Consider the following 15,215-nt stretch of genomic DNA (forward strand, 5'->3'; position numbering starts at 1 on the left):
AAAATTACCACGAATGGCAAAGCGGTGAACGATAGCCACCGATCGCATATTTCCTTTTAGTCAGTCTGATGGCGGCAGCACGGATGCCAATGGTGCGTTTCAACAGATCTGGCGTTACAGTGATAGTCGACTATCTCCGGTGAGACACCACCGTTCTCACCGGAAGATCGCCATGATCGTGACCCCTGGATTCTTTCCCAATGCATCAAGAATCAAGAGTGGAATTACCCTATGTTCTCCATCTAGAGCACAATGTGTTTGATCTTTGTCGTTATGTTCGAAACAATCTCATGCTGTTCGGAACCCTTACAATGAAAACCACGATCTCATTCATGCTTTTCGCTTGCCTTGCCTTGAACGGTTGTAATCGGCAGGAACCTAGCCAGTCGCAGAATTCGCAACCAAGCCCGACTGTGAAATCGGCTGAAGGTACAAATTCAACATCTGGCGCACCCGAGATGAGTTCCGTCAATGGTGTTAGCGCTCTGAAGTTTATCGGAGAAGTAGAACGTCTTCGACTGCCTGAAGGAATAAGTGCATTTTGGCGTAGCCACAATTCCGAAGGTGTGCAAATTGAACGTGTTGAGGAAGCGCTTTCCGTTGCTCGCAAATATGAGATGCTGGATCAGCACAAGGCTTACTATTATGCCGCAATCCCGATTGTGAAATATGCCAGTGCGCAGACTCTTGCAAGGCATGGCAGAACCGAAGAGGCATTTGCCCTCCTTGAAGAACTTCGTGTGAAAGGCTACATCCCGGCTAATCAAATTTCAAGTTCAGTTGATGCAATTAAAAACGATCCGCGATTTTCGCTGTATAAGACGTTCGCAGAGAACGAAACTGACAGTGACGCAATTGGTCCGTATGTCGTTGTAAAGAAACCTTACTTCAACTTAGACGACCTAAGATCGCTGCCAGTGACGCCGGAATTGAGTTTCCCAAAAGGAAAAGTATCCGTGGTATTTACTGGTCCAAGTTTACAGAAAGGCTTGAGTGGCGACGATCGAAATCTCTTGAGCAACTTGGCAAATTCACCGGCAAGTGTGACTGCGATAGTTGAACAAGCTCCGTCGGTTCCCGTTCCGGGCGTCGAATTTCACACCGCGAACCTACCGACTGGCGAAACAATGCTTGTAGACAACACAAGAATGTTATGGATAGCGAATAAGGATGGAGCTGTGGTGTACAACCTCAGACTGAATGTGTATTACGATCCCAGCGAACCCCTGCATGTCGTTGAGTATCTGAACTCGCACTGAGCAACATCGTAAGCTGAATTAACAAAGTGTTGCTCGGAAGCCTCCAACGATCCGTTTCAATACGAAAGCGGTTCACGCCGGCGTAGGAGTGTCTCGACAGATGTTGACTCGCCGTCGTTCGCGAGCATCATACGGAATACGACGCAGGCTCGTTGCAGCCCCATGATTGGCGTAGTTATCCTCTTAGTTTAAAAGCCACCACGCGAGAGATACTTTGAATAAACGCATGCTATTTTTCGGCTTAAGTGGCGTCTTCTTTGTAGTTGCAGCCATCTTCGGAACACAATCGTGGAAGATCTATCACGAATTCGAGAGCGCAATTGCTGCAGTTCCAATGGAGCTAGAATTCGATTTGGCCACAAATTCAATGGTCAGAACTGCCTATCATCAGACATACTTAAGTCCACATGGGCAATCTGTGTGTCTTGATGTCGATGGACGAACGAGTGATGATGAGATTCGTGAACAGTTTGCGGGCTTAGAAGGTTCTCTTACGATCGAAAGAGCTGATGGTTCTGAAGTTCAAACCCAGTTTTTCAACTCAAAAGACATATATTGCGGTTCTGGCGGCGCTCTGCTTTTGAAACTTCCACCTTTCAAAAGAGGTGACTACAGCGCGAAGATCAGTATCGAAAAAACTCCCGTCCGAAGTGATATTGGCCGCATACGCATGTATTCAAAATACGATGTCTGCGGTATTGAGCTTCTCCCTAGCTATTTTTACGCTGCAGTCGAAGGTATTCTAGCGATGGTCGGACTCTTGCTTGCGATATTTGCTCCCTAGCAACGTATTCTCGCGAACGATGAGAATCGTAATCTAGCTTGGGAAAACCAAGAAATGCACACGAGTGACCGAATGAGTGATTTACTACTGCAGAATCAGACTCGGCGCCTGTGTGCTTTCAATTGCTGGGTCACGGGGGCACTATGCAAATTTCACTGAAACAACTGCTAGGCCTGATTTCTATTTCCGCCGTACTGTGCCTTCTAGCCGTTTGGGGGTTGCAATCACGAGCACCTGATTATTGGGGCTATGGGAAACTCGCCGTGACCAACGGAACGCCGAGGTCGGCCATCTACTATTTGGAGGTTCGAGGCGTTGGCGTACAACCGACGATAGCGAGAGTCGTAAGATTTGCTGACTAGTCGGCCGCGCCAACAAACGCTTTGGAAGTCTCCCACAGCGTTTCGTCTGAATTTGATACGCTGACACAGAACTCTGATCGTTGGAACCGAGAATGTATACTGGTAGCTGGCCGAACGAATGACGAAAAGGTCGTCATCCAAATAGATGCATCTTTAGCCCAAAATTTGTTCGCAAGGCCTGGGGTTCGATTTGACAATTACCAAACGTTCGAAAAACTGTGGGACGATCTTGTCGCTCCCCACTTGCCTGTGACAACTAAGGATTGATGATGAGTCCGTTGGAATACTCCTTCCTGTGCTTAATCCCAGCAGAAATAGGTTATGCTTTTATCCTGCAGAAACTTGCGGGTGCAGGATTCACCAATGCACCTAATCAAGATGCAATGCTGGTGTTTTGGTTGGGCAGTTTGCTCTGGCCGGTATCGTCTTTCATCGTAACGATTCTGTTTCGACAATGGCTTAAAATAACTAGTGATCGGGCGACCATGCTGGCAATACTGTGTTGGGCTGTTTCTGCTCCCATTCCGTTCCTTGCAGGAATGAAGTAGAAGAGAATAGTTGAAGGGATCCATCGATTGTGGGAAAACTCGCTCGCGCAGAACAAATTAATACGCCAAAATGGCGGGTGTCTGTCACTGGCCGGCCGCGCCTATCATCCGCCGCAGAGTGATCTTGGTCTGTTTGCCCCAGAAAGATGGGTGCTATAAAAAATAGTCGTGACAGTGAATTGATCTACGACTTCGTGGGTACGATTGTGATCGATTCAGCGGCGGATCCTCAGATCCCGGAATTACAATCTGCTGCGCGTGAGTATCCCCTTCAACCCCAAACCCCTTTTCCCGAAGCGGGGCGAGGAAAGTAAAAAGACTGGGATGCGTACGAAGGCAACCTGGGGTTCCGCTTCGTACCTCAGCTGCCCCCCAGGCTAATGAATGCCGCTACTTCGTAGCTCGATATGCAGCGGAGAATGACGCCCGAAGAATAAAGGCTTCGAATAGCTGCGGGAGACACTCTCAATCGGTACCGTTCGAAACGTCAATCACCGCTAGCGTTTCGGGGCACCAGTTGGCGATTAAGAAAATTTTTTGCTGGTGGTCCGCCAGCCGCAAACTTTGCTAAAATGCTTCGCATCAATTGGAATATCCATTTCTGACTAGTGAATCGAAGTCGAAAATATGGGAAGACTGTTTGAAATTTCGAAAGGACTAACAATCCCCTTGGCTGGGGAACCTTCTCAGCAGATCTCCGAAAAGTCGGTTCGCAGAGTTGCACTGGTAGGAAGTGACTATCACGGATTGCGACCAACGATGTTGGTTACAGAGGGGGATGAAGTCAAGCTGGGTCAGCCGATCATGGTTGACAAGCAAACCGAGGGCGTGGTCTTTGTTGCTCCGGCTGGCGGCCGCGTTTCCTCGATAAATCGAGGTGAGAAACGCAAGTTTTTATCTCTGGTAATCGACGTCGCTGACACAGAACAAGCGGAACGATATGACTCGTTCAGTGACCAGCAAATTTCGAATCTGTCTCGCGAGGAAGTGGTAGCGAGAATCGTAGCCTCGGGCTTGTGGACTTCGCTACGTACGCGGCCTTTCGGAAAGATTCCCGTTCCGGAATCATTGCCATCGGCCATCTTTGTCAATGCGATGGACACAAATCCGCTTGCCGTTAATCCCGCCCCGATTATCCAGGCCTCCGCAGCGAATTTCGTGGCAGGCTTGAAGGCTATTAAAAAGCTCACGATGGGTGACGTGTTTCTTTGTCGGGGCAAAGGAGTTGTTACGCCGGGCGATGGGCTAGAAGGAATCAAGATCGCGGAGTTTGGTGGGCCTCACCCGGCTGGGTTGGTAGGTACCCATATGCATTTTCTCAAGCCAGCATCGGCTTCGCGAGTAAACTGGCATTTAAATTATCAAGATGTGATTGCGATTGGCCTCGCGTTCCTCGAGGGTCGATTGGATCCCGTGCGAGTCATCTCATTAGCTGGCCCTGCAGTTGCAAATCCGCGTCTAATTTTAACTCGACTCGGTGCATCCGTTCACGAACTGGTTGATGGAGAACTAACAGCAACTAAAGATTCTTCTGACGCGAAATCTACACGTGTCGTTTCGGGATCTCTATTAAACGGACGCAAGCTGGAAGAGCAGACAGGCTACCTCGGGCGTTACCACCTGCAAGTTTCGTGTCTGCACGAAGGGAACCACAGAGAACTACTGGGTTGGCAGCGGCCTGGCTTGAATAAATTCTCCATTACACGAGCGTTCGCGGGAGGCTGGGCTGGCAAAAAGCAATTCCCTTTGACCACCAGCAGTGAAGGCAGTACGCGGGCGATGGTGCCGATTGGAACTTATGAGAAAGTAATGCCGATGGATCTGCTGCCGACGTTGCTGCTGCGAGCCTTGATTGTAAAAGATACAGTTCAAGCCCAAGAACTTGGATGCTTGGAATTGGATGAAGAGGATCTAGGGCTCTGTACGTTCGTTTGTCCTGGCAAGTACGACTACCCCAGCATTCTCCGCGACAACCTTTCAATTATTGAGCAAGAGGGATAGTCCGCCTATGAAGTTACTTCGTAACATTTTGGATCGGGTCGAACCGCTATTTACTAAAGGAGGTAAGCTTGAAAAGTTATATCCGTTGTACGAAGCTGGAGACACGTTTCTTTACACGCCTGGCTCTGTCACAAAAGGCTCAACTCATATCCGCGATGCGCTAGATCTCAAGCGCATGATGACGATGGTGGTTGTCGCTCTAATCCCATGCACTTTGTTTGGCATGTGGAATCTGGGACATCAATCAAACCTTGCTATTCAATCGCTGATAGATAACCAACTCGAACCAGCGTTCGATTGGCATCATTCGATACATAGCTTTTTAGGATTAGGTCACAATCCTGGCAGTTTCTTGGACTGTTTTGTTTTGGGCGCGATCTACTTTTTGCCAATCTATATCGTCTGCATGACTGCGGGCGGGATTTGCGAGGTAATCTTTAGTATTGTGCGGCGTCACGAAGTCAACGAAGGGTTCTTGGTCACAGGTCTGCTTTTTCCCTTAACGTTGCCCCCGGATATTCCGTTATGGCAAGTGGCCATTGGAATCGCGTTTGGAGTCGTCATCGGCAAGGAAATCTTCGGCGGTACTGGTCGGAACTTTTTGAATCCCGCGTTAACGGCGAGGTGCTTCTTGTACTTTGCCTACGCCGCCGATATCTCGGGAAACGTTTGGATCGCGTCGGACTACATGAATGAAGCTGGAGTTGTCGATGGCTACTCAGGCGCAACCATTTTAGGGCAGTTAGCCAACACCAATCTAGCTCAGTATCCCAATGCAATGGAATCGCTAAATCATGTAGCTACGACGGGCGGTGAGCGCACCTACACTTGGATGAATGCCTTTTTGGGCAACATCCCCGGATCGATCGGCGAAACCAGTACACTGTGCTGTTTAATCGGTGCCGCAATCTTGATCGCAACCGGCATAGGTTCATGGAAGATTATGTTGTCGGTCTGCCTGGGTGCGCTGGCGACTTCCTCGATATTTTATGCTGTGGGCAGCGACACGAACGCGATGTTTGATGTCTCACCTGCCTGGCACTTTGTGATTGGCGGATTCGCTTTCGGAACCGTCTTTATGGCCACCGATCCAGTTAGCGCGTCGATGACTGAGACGGGCAAGTGGTTCTTTGGTGCATTGATCGGAGCGATGACGATCTTGATACGAACTGTGAATCCGGCTTTTCCGGAAGGCATCATGTTGGCGATACTCTTCGCGAACGTGTTTGCTCCGTTCATTGATTATTGCGTTATTCAAGCGAACATCAGGCGGAGGGCGGTTCGTTATGCAAGTTAACAAAAAAGATTCGATAACAAACACGTTTGTCGTGACGATTGTGCTGTGCGTTGTATGCTCACTAGTTGTCAGCGGTGCGGCTGTAAGCCTAAAAGACGCGCAGGACAAGAACAAACTGTTGGACCGGCAAAAGAACATTATCGAAGCCGCCGGACTGGTTGAAAATGTCAATTCCTTGAAAGCTGAACAGATTGTCGGCATGTTCGAGGATGGAACAATTGAACCAAAAATTGTAGATCTTGAAACGGGCGAATACGTCGAAGATCCAGCTATCGCACAGGATACATTCGATGAACGCAAGGCTGCGAAGGACCCGCAACTCAATACAGCCACCGACAGTTCGCAGTACAACATTGGCATAGCCAAACGAGAGAAATATACGTGGGTTTACCCAGTCAACGATAAAGAAGGGAAACTCCAACAGGTCATACTTCCTATCTATGGTCAAGGCTTGTGGTCAACGATGTACGGTTTCGTTGCTATCGATCGCGATATGCGAACCATCAACGGATTGACATTTTACGAGCATGGTGAGACACCGGGACTTGGCGGCGAAGTAGATAACCGTAAATGGAAACAGCAATGGGAAGGTAAAAAGATCTGGAAGGGCGAGCCTGAAGATTCAAATCTTGCTGCCGGTGTCGCCAAAGGCAGTCCAACTCCCGAAAATGAACCCTATATGGTTGACGGCCTCTCGGGAGCAACCATTACAAGTCGCGGTGTTGATAACATGATCAAGTATTGGCTCAGCAGTGATGGCTTTGGACCGTACTTGAAGAACCTAGCGAAACAATAAGGAGTCATCAATGTTAGCACCAACACCAAAACGGGTCCTACTGAACCCGCTGATAAACGACAATCCAATCACCTTGCAAGTGCTTGGAATTTGTTCTGCACTGGCTGTTACCACTCAAATGCTGACCGCAACGGTCATGTGTATTGCGGTTATCTTCGTCGTCTGTTTGTCAAATGTTGCCATCTCGGCCATTCGGAACTACATCCCTAACAGCATTCGTATGATTGTACAGATGGTGGTGATCGCGTCGCTGGTGATTGTCGTCGATCAATTCTTAAGAGCGTACATGTTTCAGGTCAGCAAGACCATGAGCGTCTTTGTCGGCTTGATCATAACGAATTGCATCGTCATGGGTCGCGCGGAAGGCTTTGCGATGAAGAATAACGTGCGTATGAGCTTCCTGGATGGACTTGGCAATGGCCTGGGATACAGCCTTGTTCTGTTGATTGTTGCTTTTTTCCGCGAACTATTTGGCTCAGGTACGCTTTATGGTTACACGGTGTTAAGTCGCGTGAGCGATGGTGGATTGTATGTGCCTAACGGTTTGATGCTGCTGTCCCCAAGCGCATTTTTCTTGATAGGAATTCTGATATGGATTATCCGAACCATTAAACCTGAACAGGTCGAGGAGGCATAGTCGCAATGGAAATTCACAGTTTTCAGCATTATATAAGTATATTTGTTACTGCCGTTTTCATCGAGAATCTGGCGTTAGCGTTCTTCCTGGGGATGTGCACATTTTTAGCCATTTCAAAGAACGTTAAAACGGCGATCGGATTAGGCATTGCCGTCATTGTGGTGCAAGGCATTACGGTTCCGGTCAACAATCTACTTTTTCAATACCTTCTCTCCGAAGGTGCTCTTGCTACTTTCTTTGGCTCCAGTTTTGCCGGAGTAGACCTGAGTTTTTTAGGTCTGATTTGCTACATTGGTGTCATTGCGGCAATCGTCCAAATCCTTGAGCTGACGCTCGATCGATTCTTCCCCGCACTCTACACCGCGTTGGGTGTGTTCCTGCCTTTGATCACAGTGAACTGTGCGATCCTGGCTGGGTCACTGTTTATGGATCAACGCGAATACGATCTCAGCGAGAGCATGGTATACGGCGTCGGATCGGGTGCGGGCTGGGCACTTGCAATTGTTGCACTAGCGTCTGTACGCGAAAAAATGCGTTACAGCAATGTTCCTCCTGGATTGCGTGGATTGGGGATAACATTCATTGCCGTTGGACTGATTGCCATGGCATTTATGGCCTTTTCGGGGATCCAACTTTAACTGTATCGATAGCGGTCAGGCCGCATGGTGCATGGATTCGATTTTCGTTCCGCAAATGAGATTTTGGATTGAATAGTAATGTCCGGCTTTTCACTTGTACTCCTTGGCGTGCTTTTCTTCACTTTGGTCGTTTTGGCCTTGGTTGTCTTGATCTTGGCTGCCAAGCGCGTCTTGGTTGCGCAGGGCGATGTTCAACTCATCGTTAACGAAAGCAAGACTCTGGTTGTGCCAGCGGGCGGAAAGCTCTTAGGCTGCCTTGCGAACAACGGCATCTTTATATCAAGCGCTTGCGGTGGCGGTGGCACTTGTGCTCAATGTAAAGTGCGAATTGAATCAGGCGGCGGAGAGATCCTGCCAACCGAGCGAACACACATCAGCAACGCGAAAGCAAAGCAAGGGTATCGCTTGAGTTGCCAAGTGGCGGTGAAGCAAGATATGAAGATCGAAGTTCCCCCCGAAGTCTTCGAAACCAAAAAGTGGGAATGTACTGTCCGCTCAAACAATAACGTTGCGACATTCATCAAAGAGCTTGTTCTAGAATTGCCAGAAGGTGAAGCGGTAAACTTCAAGTCCGGCGGCTACATCCAAATTGAAGTGCCTCCGCATATCGTCCACTACAAAGATTTTGATGTCGACAAGAACTTCCATGAAGACTGGGATAAGTTTAACGTTTGGCAATACACTTCGACGGTCACGGAACCTGTCTATCGAGCATACTCGATGGCCAACTATCCAGGCGAAAAAGGCATCATCATGCTGAACGTTCGCATCGCTTCGCCTCCCCCACGAGCTCCAGCTGGAACTCCGCCGGGCAGGGTGAGCTCGTACATTTTCAACCTAAAGCCAGGCGACAAAGCGACGATCTCGGGGCCTTTTGGAGATTTCTTTATCAAGGATACCAAGAACGAGATGGTCTACATCGGTGGTGGGGCCGGGATGGCACCGCTTCGCAGCCATATCTTTGAACTCTTTAAGAATCGCAAGACAGATCGTAAAGTCTCGTACTGGTATGGTGGTCGTAGTTCTCGCGAGCTGTTTTACATCGACCAATTCCGTGAGATCGAGAAAGAGTTCCCGAATTTTACTTTCCACATCGCTTTGTCAGAACCTAAACCCGAGGACAATTGGTCCGGGTATGTTGGCTTTATACATCAAGTTGTACTTGAGAACTATCTGAAGAATCATCCCGCACCCGAGGATATTGAGTATTACCTCTGCGGACCGCCCATGATGAACGCTGCGGTCTTCAAGATGCTGGACGACCTTGGCGTTCCGCAAAGCAACATTGCGTTTGACGACTTCGGCGGCTAGGCCTTTCTCAATCTGCAATTTCGCCAGTAGGCTGTGACTTCAGACGCGTCCTACATTTGTCCTCTGAAAGCGAACTATAAAGGATGTCTAGTTTCTCAATCGCCGCGGTGCAACGTTCGTTGTTCTTGGTGGTGATAATGGCAGCGATCATTATCGCTTTCATTTATAAAAAGCCGGAACGTTCGCAAGAAACTGCAGTGTCAGAACACGTCGTACTACAAGGCGCGACCATGGGGACGACGTACATGGTCAGGTACCGGCCTAACGATACGAGTTCTACACAGCAACAAATGCAACAATGGGTTGACGAAGAGCTTGTCAAGGTGAACGCTCAAATGTCTACCTATCTAAAGGACTCCGAACTCAGCCGATTCAATCAGTCGTCATCGACGGATTGGCATGCGGTTTCACCCGAGATCGCAGAGGTGGTTGCTTTGGCGCAAAGCTTGGCTCAACTAACCGACGGTGCGTACGACGTAACCGTCGGTCCGCTGGTGAATCTTTGGGGCTTTGGACCAACTGGTCACCGGAACGACGTTCCAACTGACGCGGAGATCGAACAAGCGAAAGCAATTTGCGGTTTCGAAAAACTGTCGGTAAGGTTGGACCCACCGGCATTGCGAAAATCGCAACCGGAGTTGCAAGTCGACTTGTCGTCAATCGCGAAAGGACACGGTACGGATCGAGTCCTAGCCTTGATGCGATCCCATGGCCTTGAACACATTTTCGTGGAAGTGGGAGGTGAGGTGGCAACGTCGGGATTTCGTGCCGGCACGGAACCTTGGCGTATTGGTTTAGAAGCACCTTCTCCGGCTTCGCGATCGATTCAAGCGGTTATAGGTTTGTCCAATGTCGCACTTGCGACTAGTGGTAACTACCGCAACTTCTTTGAATTCGAGAATCAAAATTTTTCCCATACGATTGATCCAAAGACAGGTCGTCCAGTCACTTCACAACTTGTCTCGGCGTCTGTTGTTGCGGATAATTGCGCTTTGGCCGATGGTATTGCGACTTGCATGATGGCATTGGGCCCAACAGTAGGACTTGAGCTGGCTCAGTCTGAGCACTGGGCGGTGCTGCTGACGTTCAGCGTCGGTGACAAGCTTGAGACAAGTTGTTCTGACCGATTTGCAGAACAGTATCCGGACTTGTGTCACAAAGCCGTTGCGAGCGAGGCTAGTGACTAAATAGATGCGATAATAGGTTTAAGGTAGGGTATGAACTGGTTCAATTTCGCAGTGATCTTTGCAATCGCTGCCAGTGTGTTTCTAATTGTTATTACAGCGATGGCCATTGGCGTCATGTTTGGTCGGCCCCAGCTGAAGGGTTCCTGCGGTGGACTCGCTGGGAAATTTGATTCGGGCGATTGCTCAAAGGACAGGTCTGGTTGTTCAATGTGTTCGCGGGCCACGCCAGGCTGCTCCGACGATGAGCGGGAGCACTCGCATGATGCCTACGAGTCGAAGCGGACCCCGTAGAGTTACTACTGCCCTAGTTCAGTTCGTATGCGTCTTAGAATCCGACTTCGGATTTGTCTCACTCCCACGGCGGTCATACCGAACTCAAGTGCAACTTGGTCTGTCGCACATCCATCCATTGCCGTTCGCAAAAACGCTTGCCAAGTTCTCGGTTCGTAGTCTAAAGATATGCGATCGAGGATGTTTTGCACTTTGATGTTCAGCTACAAGCTACTTCGGACTTGAGTGAACTCGCTGGATGTCGAACCTAGTTCGACGGGAAAACTGGCAAGCCGGCCGAGCATCGTTGAACCGCCGGTTCCTGCTGGCCCACGCATTTCTTGTCGCCGATAATCAAGGATTCGTCGTTGCGCAATGCGCCACAGCCATGCTCGAAATGCGCCCTTGCCAAGTGTCGAGGAGAATTTAGGCAGGGATCGTGCCACAGCAATCCAAACCTCTTGAAGTACATCGTTTGTTGCGGCGTCATCGAGTCCTTTGCTGCGACAGAGCGTTATCAAGCGGGGCTGATAACACGCTACCAGACGTTCCCAGGCCTGCGGATTTCCAATGCTAATGCCTGCAACAAGCGAAGGTCTCGTGCCGCTATTGGAAGTTGGACTTAAGGCATCGCCCCGCGGCTGAATTGGTTCTTGCGACTGTTGCATGGATCTGGCCTTAGAATTTTAGCTTTTCATGTCACGCTGGAAACGACTCTCTTTTGGGCCTCCTTGGTGAGCTATCCGATTTTACGTCGCAAAACTCCCTTCTCCAATCGCACACAGGATAAAATGAGCCAATGACCATACCAGCAACTGACGTTTCGCCTTTACAATCAACTTGTCCCAGCAAGTCAGATTTGACCGATTATATTCAGGGATACGCTGACGACTCGAAGGCGAACAGTATTGATGCGCATTTGGAGCGTTGCGAATCGTGCAACGAAATTATAAGCGATCTCGAAGACGATCTGTTGCCAACGATCGATCAGATGCAGGACGAAACGGCGGACGATTTAGTGCCGCCAATCGCTGTCGACGAAGATGCGATCGTTCGCGAAGCGATTGCTTGCAGCAAACTTGCATGCGGTCTTGAAGATCTCGCTTGGCGTTCAGCGTTCTCGCACCAAATTCCGGAACAATTGGGTCCGTATCGGCTGCTCAAGCCGATTGGTCGCGGCGGTATGGGCAGCGTCTACCAAGCTCGGCATCAAAAGCTTAACAAGGATGTGGCCTTAAAGCTCTTGCCGCTGGGAATGGCAAATCCTTCTGCAATTGAGCGATTTGAGCGAGAGATAAAAGCCGCCGGAAAGCTCACCCATCCCGCGATCGTGAATTCAACAGACGCTGGCACCGATGCTGGCTATCTGTATTTAGCGATGGAGCTGGTTCATGGATTCGACCTTGGCAAAATTGCGAGACTTTCCGCGCCGCTTCAAGTAGCGGATGTCTGCGAAATTGGAAGACAGATGGCCCTCGGGTTATCTCATGCGCATCAAATGGGAATGGTACACCGTGACATCAAACCTTCCAACGTAATGCTCGATACTACCGGGAAAGTGAAACTGTTAGATTTTGGTTTGGTCATGCTAAATCATTGGGATAGCCCACTGGGTGAATTAACAACAGTTGGACAGTTCCTTGGTACGCTCGATTACATGGCTCCTGAACAAGCGGAACGGAGTGCGAGTGTTGACCACCGCAGTGATTTATATTCGCTGGGTGCCACAATTTTCCGATTGTTGACCGGGCAACTTCCCGTGGCAATTCTTCCGAATCAATCGCCGCTGGAAAAGCTGCGTGTGCTCTCCCAACATGCACCACTCAAAGTGACAACGTTACGAAGTGATACTCCCGAGCCATTAGCAAAATTGCTTGATCAGCTTTTAAGAACCAATCCCCGCGAGCGGCCGGCAAGCGCTGCGCATGTTGCCGAATCGCTCGACGTATTCTGCCGACAAGCGGACTTGCCTGGTCTTGCGAATCGAGCAGCTCAAGTGCCCGCCGTAGAGCTTGATGAAAAGATTCATGCACCGTATATGCAACAACCAAGCGTTGTGCAGAAGCAGCTTAACAACGTCTCAGGTCGGAGCCGTTTTCGTTGGTGGTCGACCGCCGCGGCTGCATGCTTGCCGTTTATGATATACCTTGGCTGGACCGTCATTATCGAGAACTCCAAGGGAAATCTAGTGATTCAGTCGGAGATCGACGGGCTGCAAGTTCAGTTGACCAGTATCGATGGCGAACAAAGCGACGGACTTACCATTCACCAGGGAAATTCATTGACACGCCTTCAAGCTGGAAAGTATGAACTTAAAATAGAAAGTCCAACGGATGGAATCGTTTTAGAGCCCGAGCTTGTCTCGCTAAAACGCGGAGAGACGGTAATCGCAAAGATTCATCGCGAGCCACTACCTGGCGACGCTTCATCTTCTGGCCCAATCCTCGCTCTTCGAACACCAAACAGCATGCCGGAATGGCTGCCCATTGGCGTCATCTCGGAGGATCTGTTGCGTGCAACGTATAAAGATAAGTCGATTTTGGAGCACTTGAAACAAGTCCATTTGGAACGAGATTACGCGACGTGGCTTGCTTCTGTGACAATTCTCGAACGAGCGATTCCCGAAGCAGACAAATCGAAGCTTGCCCCGTTTATCCAAACTTCTGCCGAACGAAAAGGTTTCCTTGAGGGATTGAACAGTTTGAAGCTTACGGAATGGATTGGCTACAAGCAACTGGATGCGAGACTTGCTCAGTGGTTAGAAAACGACAACGAAAAAATGCTTGAGTTCTTAAAGGAATGCACTTCGCGGGTTGCCAATGGTGAATTGGCAGGTCGAGAACTTAGCTGGACAGAGCTCCCTTCGACTTGGCAGACAGTGGAAGAATGGTTTGCAAGCGATCAAAATCTAACTCGACGATTTTTAGTACAGCAGGCTCGTGGTAGCCAAACACGCATCTTCGACATCAAGGTTGGACATCCTCTGAACCGTTTCTTGTACGCCCATTTCCCTGCCACGGCTTTGAATTTAGCTCAATACTATGACTATCCAACGGGCATGTCAGGCTACTCAACTGGCGATGTGCAGCTTGCTGGCGATGCGCAGGAGCAGTTGAATCGAATTAACGCCCGCCTGAAGCAGGCTCGCGAAGCTATTGCAAATGAAAATGTTGCAGAGCTATTTTGGCAACTTAAATCAATCGACGTACGGGCTGAAGCAGCTGAGGCCGAGTTCTGGAAGGTAGTTTCTAAGTTTATCGAACACCGCCTCGAAGCCTGGGTTGCGTCAGACGATTTGCTGATGAAGTCCAGTGTCCAGATCCAGTTGAGTGCTTTCGACCAAAGTACATGGAGCGTACAGTCGGCAGCGGCCAAGCAAATTTATGCAGTTATGGGAGGCGGGATGGGAGGTGGTATGGGGGGCATGGGCGGCGGGATGGGTCAAGCTTACACGACAGGCTTACCACCAGGGACGAGCGCCATGGTTTCGGAATCGGTTGAGTTACTAGCTGCTTTCCAAAGATTGCCCAAATCGGCGCAACCAAGATCTGCGTTAGAGAAAGTACGAACAATGCTCGAAGCGAAAGACCGCACGCTGACAAACAGCCTAAAGCAAATCTTTAGCGAGGAATGGTCTAGCCTTTCATGGACAAGTGACATGAAGCTGCAACGCTTCTTGAATGACGGCTCGATGCGAGAACTCGCACCGACTGATCAAGATATCGCTATCGCTGTTGTCATGCACCGTTGGATTGACGGCATACTAGAATCGGATTCGCAAAGTCCCTACGCGGTTGTAACAACCTTCTTCAGCTCCATCTCAGACGCTTTGCCAAGTAGTTCCGGGGAGCGACCCGCTAATCACTGGATTCATTCGAGACTAAGGGATAGATGGTCCAACGAAAAATTCGCGTCAAAGTTCGCGATTGCGGATCAGGCTAGTTTTGAAGTCGACATGATAAGTTCTTCAATTGAGGAAGCAACCGTCGTTGGAAGGTACGGCAATTTTCCGGGCCAAAGTTTAGAACTTCGAATTCGGTTAGGCCTCGAACGGGAGGGCTGGAGAATCACCTCCATCGAGCGTTTTTCCGATGGAAAGAAAGAGGTGCTCTTTGAATATTAACG

Annotated in this window: 13 protein-coding genes; 12 read left to right on the forward strand and 1 reads right to left on the reverse strand. The window is 49.5% G+C overall.

Features of this window, described 5'->3' with window-relative positions:
• Window positions 1-311 precede the first annotated feature (311 nt).
• From SH451x_RS14370 to SH451x_RS14420, 11 genes are all read left to right on the forward strand, one after another.
• Entirely contained in the window at window positions 312-1,259 is a 948-nt protein-coding gene (locus tag SH451x_RS14370) for a hypothetical protein (RefSeq protein WP_479357674.1), read from the forward strand.
• A gap of 214 nt (window positions 1,260-1,473) precedes the next feature.
• Window positions 1,474-2,043 (forward strand): hypothetical protein, encoded by a 570-nt coding sequence (locus SH451x_RS14375; RefSeq protein WP_479357675.1) that lies wholly within the window; start codon window positions 1,474-1,476, stop codon window positions 2,041-2,043.
• 143 nt (window positions 2,044-2,186) lie between these two features.
• A complete protein-coding gene (locus SH451x_RS14380; protein WP_479357676.1) occupies window positions 2,187-2,405 on the forward strand; it encodes a hypothetical protein in 219 nt (72 codons plus the stop codon).
• A gap of 266 nt (window positions 2,406-2,671) precedes the next feature.
• Window positions 2,672-2,953: a hypothetical protein gene (locus tag SH451x_RS14385; protein WP_479357677.1), complete on the forward strand. Its 282-nt coding sequence runs from the start codon at window positions 2,672-2,674 to the stop codon at window positions 2,951-2,953.
• Between the two features lie 627 nt (window positions 2,954-3,580).
• Entirely contained in the window at window positions 3,581-4,954 is a 1,374-nt protein-coding gene (locus tag SH451x_RS14390) for a Na(+)-translocating NADH-quinone reductase subunit A (RefSeq protein ID WP_479357678.1), read from the forward strand.
• A gap of 7 nt (window positions 4,955-4,961) precedes the next feature.
• Window positions 4,962-6,251, forward strand: coding sequence for an NADH:ubiquinone reductase (Na(+)-transporting) subunit B (locus tag SH451x_RS14395; protein WP_479357679.1), 1,290 nt, complete (start codon window positions 4,962-4,964; stop codon window positions 6,249-6,251).
• Window positions 6,241-7,047: a Na(+)-translocating NADH-quinone reductase subunit C gene (locus SH451x_RS14400; protein ID WP_479357680.1), complete on the forward strand. Its 807-nt coding sequence runs from the start codon at window positions 6,241-6,243 to the stop codon at window positions 7,045-7,047. Before SH451x_RS14395 ends, SH451x_RS14400 begins: the two co-directional genes overlap by 11 nt.
• Before the next feature lie 10 nt (window positions 7,048-7,057).
• Window positions 7,058-7,684 carry an NADH:ubiquinone reductase (Na(+)-transporting) subunit D gene (locus tag SH451x_RS14405; RefSeq protein ID WP_479357681.1) on the forward strand — a complete coding sequence of 209 codons (627 nt, stop codon included), beginning with the start codon at window positions 7,058-7,060 and terminating at the stop codon, window positions 7,682-7,684.
• Between the two features lie 5 nt (window positions 7,685-7,689).
• A complete protein-coding gene (gene nqrE, locus SH451x_RS14410) occupies window positions 7,690-8,322 on the forward strand; it encodes an NADH:ubiquinone reductase (Na(+)-transporting) subunit E (RefSeq protein WP_479357682.1) in 633 nt (210 codons plus the stop codon).
• Between the two features lie 78 nt (window positions 8,323-8,400).
• Window positions 8,401-9,633, forward strand: a complete 1,233-nt coding sequence (gene nqrF, locus SH451x_RS14415; RefSeq protein ID WP_479357683.1) for an NADH:ubiquinone reductase (Na(+)-transporting) subunit F — start codon at window positions 8,401-8,403, stop codon at window positions 9,631-9,633.
• A gap of 83 nt (window positions 9,634-9,716) precedes the next feature.
• Window positions 9,717-10,820 carry an FAD:protein FMN transferase gene (locus tag SH451x_RS14420; RefSeq protein ID WP_479357684.1) on the forward strand — a complete coding sequence of 368 codons (1,104 nt, stop codon included), beginning with the start codon at window positions 9,717-9,719 and terminating at the stop codon, window positions 10,818-10,820.
• A 494-nt stretch (window positions 10,821-11,314) separates the two neighbouring features.
• On the opposite strand, the gene SH451x_RS14425 is transcribed toward SH451x_RS14420, so the two are convergent.
• Entirely contained in the window at window positions 11,315-11,758 is a 444-nt protein-coding gene (locus tag SH451x_RS14425) for an RNA polymerase sigma factor (RefSeq protein ID WP_479357685.1), read from the reverse strand.
• Between the two features lie 131 nt (window positions 11,759-11,889).
• On the opposite strand from SH451x_RS14425, the gene SH451x_RS14430 reads away from it, so the two are divergent.
• Complete coding sequence (locus SH451x_RS14430; RefSeq protein ID WP_479357686.1) at window positions 11,890-15,213, forward strand: serine/threonine-protein kinase; 3,324 nt, start codon at window positions 11,890-11,892, stop codon at window positions 15,211-15,213.
• Window positions 15,214-15,215: the final 2 nt, after the last annotated feature.

This window comes from Njordella aestuarii, assembly GCF_056494165.1.

Coding starts and splice junctions, on each gene's coding strand:
- SH451x_RS14370 (WP_479357674.1), top strand. CDS start 312: ATGAAAACCACGATCTCATTCATGCTTTTCGCTTGCCTTGCCTTGAAC.
- SH451x_RS14380 (WP_479357676.1), top strand. CDS start 2,187: ATGCAAATTTCACTGAAACAACTGCTAGGCCTGATTTCTATTTCCGCC.
- SH451x_RS14385 (WP_479357677.1), top strand. CDS start 2,672: ATGATGAGTCCGTTGGAATACTCCTTCCTGTGCTTAATCCCAGCAGAA.
- SH451x_RS14390 (WP_479357678.1), top strand. CDS start 3,581: ATGGGAAGACTGTTTGAAATTTCGAAAGGACTAACAATCCCCTTGGCT.
- SH451x_RS14395 (WP_479357679.1), top strand. CDS start 4,962: ATGAAGTTACTTCGTAACATTTTGGATCGGGTCGAACCGCTATTTACT.
- SH451x_RS14400 (WP_479357680.1), top strand. CDS start 6,241: ATGCAAGTTAACAAAAAAGATTCGATAACAAACACGTTTGTCGTGACG.
- SH451x_RS14405 (WP_479357681.1), top strand. CDS start 7,058: ATGTTAGCACCAACACCAAAACGGGTCCTACTGAACCCGCTGATAAAC.
- nqrE (WP_479357682.1), top strand. CDS start 7,690: ATGGAAATTCACAGTTTTCAGCATTATATAAGTATATTTGTTACTGCC.
- nqrF (WP_479357683.1), top strand. CDS start 8,401: ATGTCCGGCTTTTCACTTGTACTCCTTGGCGTGCTTTTCTTCACTTTG.
- SH451x_RS14420 (WP_479357684.1), top strand. CDS start 9,717: ATGTCTAGTTTCTCAATCGCCGCGGTGCAACGTTCGTTGTTCTTGGTG.
- SH451x_RS14425 (WP_479357685.1), bottom strand. CDS start 11,758: ATGCAACAGTCGCAAGAACCAATTCAGCCGCGGGGCGATGCCTTAAGT.
- SH451x_RS14430 (WP_479357686.1), top strand. CDS start 11,890: ATGACCATACCAGCAACTGACGTTTCGCCTTTACAATCAACTTGTCCC.